Below are 7,190 nucleotides of genomic sequence, written 5' to 3'. Positions count from 1 at the left end.
TGGTTGTGGCGGTGAAGGCCGACGTTGTGTTCGGGGAGGGTGTCGGTGTCGCTGCGGCAGTGGGGCTGGGAGAGATTCCGGCGGAGACGGCGCGGGTGGCGTGGACGGTGTGTCCGAAGGGCACGCTGGCGATGCGGCTGCGGGATGAGTTCGCGGAGGTCTTCTCCGCCGAGGACATCGGGCAGCTCTTCCCGACGGTGGGCCGTCCAGCGGTTCTGCCTGGTGCTGAGGCTGGTCACGGTGTTGCAGTTCGCCGAAGGGCTGTCCGACCGGCAGACCGCGGAAGCGGTCCGCACGCGGATCGCTGGAGAACATCCCTTCGCCGTGGCGCCGGAACTCCTCCAGATCCACAACGACGTTGTCGCTGGCCCGCGATCGGCTCCAACTCTCACCTGCGGCTGTCCCGTGGCGGGCTGGCACCTGCACAGCCGGGGTGTCGGTCGCCGGTGGTTCCCATGGCATCGTCGGCCAGATTCCACTGGCCGTCTTTGCCGAACGGCCACGGATAGGCGTAGGTGTCGCCTCTGAAGCAGTCGCGCAGGTCGTGTGGTGGGGCCGGAGGATCGGCAGGAGCGGCGAGGGCATCGGCGAGCGGGTCGATGGACGCCGCGTACTGCTCGGCCCACTGCGTCCAGTCCGCCGCGACGTCCGCCTGGCGGGCTGCGGAGCAGAACGCCCGAATGTCCTCCGCCAGGCGCCAGCGTTCCACCTGACCGGTGAGAACCGCCCCGCGGTGCTGTGTGATCTGGGCTGCACGGGCCTGGCGCAGCGCCTTGTACCAGTTCCGCTTGCGTGCGGCCTCTTCCTGTTCCTTCGCGATGCGTTGCTGTTCGGCATTTACGGCAAGCTGGTCCAGGTCGCGCAGGAGGTGGCCGAGCCGGTCTTCCAGTTTCGGAGGCTGTGTGGATGCCGTAGACGTCGGCGCCCTCCTCGACGTTCAGCCGGCCGTAGTACTTCTGCGTCGCCGTGATCTCCGGGTCCTGCTGCATGAGCTTCTTCGCGCAGCCGGCCAGGTACTTGCGCAGCAGCGCCGCGAAGTCCTTCGCCCACTGTCACGGCAGCTGTAGTTCGTGACTCGTGGGGTCCTGATCATGTTGTGGCTGCCGCGGTGATCTCGTTCCGGCGACGGTAGGCGGTCGCCTGGTGCTGGTGATGGCGGCGCCACCTCGACCAGCGAGGCGGCCAGCAGCAGACGAGTCGGGCTGTACGCCGGATTTGCCACCCGGTCGCCTCGCGGCGGCCGGGGAGACTGCCATCCATCGACGAGCTGACCCGACTACTGCTCCACCCCGGCCACGAGGATCCTGGAGTCGACCTCGAAGACGTTCTGGAGCAGCGTGGAGAACGACAGGGCGGGCAGCGAGTCGATTCCCAGACCCGTGAAACGCGCACTGGGGCGCAGGTCCGCGGGGGAGCAGTCCAGCAGCGTGCTGGCGGCCCACCCAGCAGGTAGGCGCGCGCACCGTTGCCGTAGACCTAGGTCTGCCGCACCGCCGGGCTGGTGACGTACACGCTCTCCAGCGGGGAGACCGCGACGAACCCGCCCTGGCTCGGCTTGAGCACGTTGTTGCGGTGGTCGACGTCGGCGAGCCGGTCCGGGCCGGTCTGAGCGAACAGTTCCCGCAGTTGCGGCTCACCGTATGACAGTGGTTTGTCGAAGGTCGTGCGGCCATCGCGTAGCGGGGCCGTGCCGTGATGCTCGGATTTGCCGACGTCCAGGGCGCCGCTTGGCAGGCTGAGCGGCGCTGATCGACGCGCATGGACCGTGAATTCACCAGTTTTCTGGGCGGCGTGTCGACGCTGCCGTGGAGATCACGGGGCCGGAAACAGGCGTTGCCGCCCCGATGGACTGATTTCTCGCGGTGCTGCTCGCGGCCCGCGAGTGTGCGGGACTCCGTTGCCGCACCGATGTGGGCTACGAGGCGCTGCAGCCCACCCCGCCATCCGGACAGTCCACTTGCCGTCTCACTCGCTAACCCGTTCCTTACACTCTGTAAAGTAGCTTACAGATGTAAAGTAAGTCGAACGAAAGGGAGGCCATCGTGCCGATCGTCAAGCACGTACACCCCCGGGGGCACTTCCTCCAGATGCTCTCGGGCGCCCACCAGCCCACCATCGAGGACGTTCTGTCGGACCGGTCGTATTACGGCCTGCCCCCGGGGGCGACGTTCGTCTACGGTCGTCTCGACGACGAACAGGGCGAGATCTACGAGGTGTGCCGCAGCGTCAACCACAACTCTCACCAGGCCGACGGCCTCGGGGGAGGCGTCCCGCGGCTGCTGCTCTTCCAGTCCACGCTCATCGACGACACGACCCTGCGCTACGACATGGAGCGCATGCAGGCGGCGGCGTCCGCCGAGGGCGCCGTCGGCGTCCGGGAGGGCGAGGAGGCGGTCTGGCGGCAGGCCGCCGGCGTTCCTGGGCAGCCCTTCGAAGTCCGGTACGGACTCGATTCCTTCACCTGGCGCGAGGAGGGTCTGTTCGAGCTCACCGGCACCCCGATCAACCCTGGCCTGCACTGGTACCTGCCCGGTCGTGACTACGGCACCTACTACGTCTCCCAGTTCGTGGAGGTGACAGGAACCGTGCTCGGACGCCCGGTGCGCGGGATGCTCGCCTTCGACCAGGTCTACATGCACGAGGAGGGCACCCTCTACAGGGACAAGGACCTGGTCATGGAGAACGAGGGCCACCTGCTCTGGTACACCTGGGCCACACGGTACAAGGACGGCTCCTTCGAGGGCGGGCACTTCATCGTGGGCCACGACCGGCTGGGATTCGGTGTGGTCACCGACGGCAAGCAGGTCCTGGCGACACAGGACGTCGATGTCCGCGTCTACCAGCGGGACGGCACCCCGTTTGCCGAGCAGATCGCGCTGAATGTCGACGGGCAGCAGTGGGAGTTCCTCCGTCATCCGAAGGGCAGCATGCCTGACATGGTGGAGCACGGGCAGCCGCCGACCCCGCAGCAGGAGGGCAGGTTCCGCCGCGTCGGCGACACCCGTGAACCTGCGACCTGGTTCGCCTGGGGCGAGACCGAACCCAAGCACGGCGCCTTCCGTGGCGACCCGGTGTCCAAGAGCCCGCTGGCCTGACCGGTGCGGGCGGCCGGGGCTCCCCGGCCGCCCCGCTCCTCGCACTGCCGTCGCCGCGTGAAGTCCCTGAACTGGTGCGCAGCTAGACTGCTCCCGGAATGAGGGTCGATCATGAAAAGGCGGAAAGGCGTCAGCGATATCAGCAAGGAATCGAGAGTTGATCCGCGAGTAACCCGCACCCGGGAACTACTGGTCGACACCGTGATCCACTTGCTCCAGAATGCGGGCACGGATTCGCGGACCCTTTCGATCAGTGAGATCACCGCCGCGGCGCGTCTCAGCCGACCGACCTTCTACCAGCACTACTCCGGCCCGGAGGAGTTGATCGCCGAGGCCGTCCAGCGTCGGCTGCAGATGCGTGTTGAACAAGGAATGACGGAGGAGTCCCCGGGCGAGGACGTGCCGTCGACCCTGCTGGATCTGCTGCGGGAGCTCAATCGTCATCGCTGGATGTACGGGCGAATCATCCGAGGAGACGGACAATTCGGCCAGGGGCGTCAGGCCGTGGTGGATCATACGGCTGCATATTTCAGTCGGCTCAGCCACGAGCCGGAGACCCGTCTCTTCCTGGCAGGCGGTCTTCTTGCAGTACTGACGCCCTGGATGCAGTCTCGGGAACAGGCGCCGGAAACAGAAGTCGTGGCCGTCGCAGACCGCCTGTGGACACTCATCCGGCGCACGACGGCCACGCCGGGGCAATGAATCAGGCCGCCCGACAGAAGGGGCGCTGTTCCTGGGGTCGTGGCCAGGGCGGCACTGTCACGTTGGCTGACCGGTGGGATGATCTTCTGGTTGATCGGCCGGGGAAGGGTCATCCGTAGGGAGCGCGTCGCTGCCGTACAAAGGGCACCGGTACCCGGTCGAGGTCATCTCCCCCTGTGTGTGGCTGAACCACCGCTTCCCACTCAGCTTCCGCGAGGCCGAGGAGCTCATGCTCGAGCGCGGCGTGAGCGTCTCCTACGAGACGGTGCGCCGCTGGTGCGCCAAGTTCGGGCCGGCCTACGCCAACGTGCTGCGCCGCCGGCAGCCCCGGCCCGGGGACAGGTGGCACCTGGACGAGGTCTTCGTCAAGATCAACGGGCGGTTGCAGTACCTGTGGGGGGCCGTCGACCAGAACGGCAACGTCCTGGACATCCTGATGCAGAACCGGCGGGACACCGTCGCAGCCAGGCGTTTCTTCCGCAGGCTGATGAAGAGGACGGGTGCGGTGCCGCGGGTGGTCGTCACCGACAAGCTCTGCTCCTACGGCGCTGCCCACCGCGAGGTCATGCCCTGCGTCGAGCACCGCCCGTCGAAGTACCTGAACAACCGGGCGGAGAACAGCCACCAGCCGACCCGGCAGCGTGAACGGGCGAAGAAGGGCTTCCGCTCCGTGGGCGGGGCCCAGCGGTTCCTGTCCGCGTTCAGCGGTATCTCGCCCCCACTTCCAGCCCCGCCATCTGACGCCCGCCCACGACTACCGAGCCGATATGACCGTCCGCTTCGCCCTCTGGGAGCAGATCACCGGCGTGGCCGGCCTTGCCACCGCGGCCTGAGCACAAGGCCGGCTCCCAAGCCCGCCCTGCCCCGACGCGCCGTCAGGCAGTCACACAGCCAACAACGTGACAACGCCCTCCCGGTACCTCGTCGAAGGCGGCGGGTGAGGTGACGCTGGAACTCTCAGCGGCGCTCCCGCACCGGCAGGATGATCGCCGAGGGGTGTGCCGGGTCGTGGTGGACGGACTGGTCGGCGGCCCGGAGCGTGGTCGCGGTGGCGAGCGGTTCGCCGGTGCCGGGGTTGCGGGCGTAGCGGGGGAAGGCGCCGCTGGAGACCTGGACCCGGATGCGGTGCCCTTGCTTGAAGCGGTACGCAGTCGGCCACAGGGAAACGGTGGCGCAGGTGAGTTCGTCGGCGTCGGTCAGGCTGGTAAGGCCGTCGCAGATGTTGTGCGAGCGGCCGTCGGGGTCCACATCGCACAGTCGGACGAAGACGTCCGCGTGCGGCAGGCTGGAGCGGAACCAGATCTCGGCGCTGACCTCGCCGACGATTTCGACGTCCTCGTCGAGGGTGGGCGTGGTGTAGGTGAGGACATCGGGGCGGGCTTCCAAGGCGCTGTTGTCGACACGGCCGCAGTCCTTGACCGTGCGTGCTCCACCGACTGCCGGGGTGGGGTCGGCCGGATCGTAACGGTACTGGTCGGGTGCCGACTCCTCGGGCTGATCTGCCAAGAGCGCGCCGTGGGCACCGAGATGGAACGGCCGTGGCGAGTAGCCGCTCGGCGGCCAGGACTCGAAGTCGCGCCAGGTGTCCTCGCCCATCATGTACAGCCGGACCGGCGCGCGGTGGGGCGGCTCCTCACCGCGCGCGTGGGGGAGGCCGAACTCCACGGCCTCGTCGACGAGGGCGTTGGTGAACTCCGCGTGCGTCCACGGCCCGATCGTCAGCCGTGACGGGCGTCCGGCCTGTTGCAGAACCTGGAAGTCACGCAGCTGACCGGGCAGGAAGACGTCGTACCAGCCGCCGATGGAACTGACCGGCACGGTCACGTCGGCCACCCGGTCCCGGTGATCGAAGCCGGTCCAGCGCGGGGATCGGGCGTCGTGGGCGAGGATGTCCTGGATGTAGTCGGACCGGTGGCCGAGGGCTGCGATGTCGGCCTGGTTCAACGGGAGCGTGTACAGCGCGCGGGCGGTCTTCTTGGCCTGGGCCGGCTTGCGGAGCAACGCCAGGGGCAGTTCCTGGGTGGCCACCAGCACACCCCAGCCGAACGGCGTCTCCAGCGACATGCCGTCCTCGCGGAGAAACTCCAGCGACAGCGCCGACTCGGTCACCTGCGGGATCATCGCCTTGACCTGTGAGGGCAGGCGGTCGGCGACAGCCCACTGGCTGTATCCCAGGTAGCTCAGGCCGACAAGGACGATCGCGTCACCGAACCAGGGCTGCTTGACCGTCCAGTCGAGGGTCGCCAGGCCGTCCTCGCGCTCCTGTCGCTTCGGGTCGAGCGTCCCGCCCGAGCCGAAGCCGCCGCGGGTGCTCTGGATCAGCACCTGGTACCCGCGTTCGGCCAGTGGGCGGGCCAGGATCGTGCCGACGACGCCGGCCCGCCCGTAGGGGGAGCGGAAGACGGCTGTCGGCAGCCCCTCGCCACCGCTCTTGGGCGCCCACCGGTCGGCCAGCAAGTCGACTCCGTCGGGCATCGGGACCCGAAGATCCCGCTCGACGACCAGGTCCCGGGTCGGCGGCGCGGCCAGCTTCAGCCGGCGCTGGACGAGGTGACTGAGCAGGCTCATCGGGGGGTCTCCAGGTCTGGTGTGCCGGGGGTGGGGCTCAGGGCGGTGATGAGGACCGACAGCATGCGCATGAGTCGATCGGTGAATGCCTGGGGTTCCAGCGGCTCCGCGCCGTCCACGATCCAGGTCGTGAAGAAGGCCGATCCCGCGCCGGCCAGGCACGTGGCGAGATCCTCGACGATCTGCGGGTCGAGCCGGTCGCCGAACATCTGCTGGACGTGCTGCCGGTTGACCGGCAGCAGCAGCCCGATCAGCCCCCGGTCCAGCGCGAACCCGCACGATCCGGTCAACAGGGCCCTGTAGAAAACCCGGTGGTCGGCAAAGTGCCGCGCCGTGGCCAGCGTCTGCTCGCGCGCGGTCGTCCCGGGCACGGCGTCGGCGAGTTGTGGCAGCAGTTCACGGCGCGCGAGATCGAGACCTGCCTCCAGCAGCAGGGCATCGCGGTCGCCGAAGTGCTGATAGACGACCCTCCGGCTCACGTCCGCTGCCTCGGCGATGTCCGAAAGCGGGACGGCCGCCGTTCCCCGTTCAGTGACCAGTTCGACCGCGGCCCGCATGAGTGCCGCCCTCGACCGGCGTACGCGCCGGTCCAGAGCGGGAGACTGTGCCTCTGACTGCGTCTGCATACCGAGATAATGCACAGGTGTGCAAAAAAGAACAAGTGTCCCTTAGTGATGCCTGACGCAATGAGGTGGATTGCTCCTGGTTGTGGTGTCCGGGGCGGGAGTTGGGGTTCGGTCCGGTGTTGGGGCGTCGCCGTGGTTTGAAGCTTCCCCTTGATCGTGGACACCTGGAGACTGGGACCTGGGGTTCCAGAGGAAGTAG

Annotated in this window: 6 protein-coding genes and 1 pseudogene; 3 read left to right on the top strand and 4 right to left on the bottom strand. The window is 68.0% G+C overall.

Annotated features, from left to right (window positions below; translation table 11 throughout):
- Both IEY89_RS41000 and IEY89_RS29705 read right to left on the bottom strand, forming a co-directional pair.
- A partial coding sequence (locus tag IEY89_RS41000) for a hypothetical protein (RefSeq protein WP_229695473.1) occupies positions 1-239 on the bottom strand: 239 nt, incomplete at its 3' end.
- Positions 240-388: 149 nt separating this feature from the next.
- Entirely contained in the window at positions 389-709 is a 321-nt protein-coding gene (locus IEY89_RS29705; protein WP_189150610.1) for a hypothetical protein, read from the bottom strand.
- A gap of 1,333 nt (positions 710-2,042) precedes the next feature.
- On the opposite strand from IEY89_RS29705, the gene IEY89_RS29700 reads away from it, so the two are divergent.
- From IEY89_RS29700 to IEY89_RS29690, 3 genes and pseudogenes are all read left to right on the top strand, one after another.
- A complete protein-coding gene (locus IEY89_RS29700; protein ID WP_189150609.1) occupies positions 2,043-3,095 on the top strand; it encodes a hypothetical protein in 1,053 nt (350 codons plus the stop codon).
- Positions 3,096-3,206: 111 nt separating this feature from the next.
- Positions 3,207-3,797, top strand: coding sequence for a TetR/AcrR family transcriptional regulator (locus IEY89_RS29695; RefSeq protein ID WP_189150608.1), 591 nt, complete (start codon positions 3,207-3,209; stop codon positions 3,795-3,797).
- 130 nt (positions 3,798-3,927) lie between these two features.
- Positions 3,928-4,630 (top strand): annotated as a pseudogene (locus IEY89_RS29690) (IS6 family transposase).
- 124 nt (positions 4,631-4,754) lie between these two features.
- Here the strand turns inward: IEY89_RS29690 and IEY89_RS29685 are convergent.
- Together IEY89_RS29685 and IEY89_RS29680 are read right to left on the bottom strand one after the other, a co-directional pair.
- Entirely contained in the window at positions 4,755-6,365 is a 1,611-nt protein-coding gene (locus IEY89_RS29685; protein WP_189150607.1) for a CocE/NonD family hydrolase, read from the bottom strand.
- On the bottom strand, positions 6,362-6,991 hold the full coding sequence (locus tag IEY89_RS29680) for a TetR/AcrR family transcriptional regulator (protein WP_189150606.1): 630 nt from the start codon (positions 6,989-6,991) through the stop codon (positions 6,362-6,364). The genes IEY89_RS29685 and IEY89_RS29680 overlap by 4 nt, the downstream gene beginning before the upstream one ends.
- Positions 6,992-7,190 lie beyond the last annotated feature (199 nt).

Origin of the sequence: Streptomyces lacrimifluminis (assembly GCF_014646095.1) — a bacterium.
GTDB lineage: Bacteria > Actinomycetota > Actinomycetes > Streptomycetales > Streptomycetaceae > Streptomyces > Streptomyces lacrimifluminis.
This window is presented reverse-complemented; position numbering and strand designations above follow the sequence as displayed.